General features: G+C 66.8%; 1 pseudogene. It reads right to left on the bottom strand.

Features of this window, described 5'->3' with window-relative positions:
• Nucleotides 1-9: 9 nt before the first annotated feature.
• Nucleotides 10-638 (bottom strand): annotated as a pseudogene (locus tag FV226_RS27695) (IS5 family transposase); the annotation flags it as partial.

The raw sequence follows: 638 nt of genomic DNA, 5'->3' as shown, positions 1-638 counted from the left end.
TAGGGCGTGTCATCGCTTGAGCCAATCGAGGGCGGCTGCGAGGGAGAGGACGCCCATGAAGCTGACGGCAGTCTTCTCGTAGCGGGTGGCGATGGCGCGCCACTCTTTGAGCCTGGCCCAGAGGCGCTCGACCTGGTTACGGTTGTTGTAGATCCAATCCGGGCAGGCCACGGGCGCTTCGTGGCGCTGAGGCGGGATCGCAGGCCGAGCGCCCATATTCCAGATGTGTTCGCGAAAGACGTGGCTGGTATAGCCGCGGTCCCCCACGACCCATTTGGGCACCCCCGGCAGTTGGTCGAGCAGGGGAACGGCGTGAGGGAGTTCATGGGCCTGACCGGGCGCCAGCCGGAAGGCGATGGCGCGGCCCTGCCCGTCGGCGATCACGCAAGCCTTGGTGCCATACCCGCCACGCGAGCGGCCAACAGCTTCACGAGCGTCTCGCTCGGCTGCAGATCCCCCCTTTTGGCGGCTCCCGCCGCCTTTTGGTGCGCCCGAACGTTCGTGCCGTCGAGGAACACCATACCGAGTTGGACACCGCGCTCCCGCACGAGGTGAAGAAGCCGCTCCCAGACGCCGGCACGCGACCAGCGGATGAAGATCTGGGCAGCCCGCCACCAGGGTCCCAATTCCTCGGGAAT

Origin of the sequence: Methylobacterium sp. WL12, from assembly GCF_008039475.1 — a bacterium.
GTDB lineage: Bacteria > Pseudomonadota > Alphaproteobacteria > Rhizobiales > Beijerinckiaceae > Methylobacterium > Methylobacterium cerastii.
Note: the sequence above shows the minus strand (reverse complement) of the source record. Positions and strands in the feature narration are given on the sequence as shown.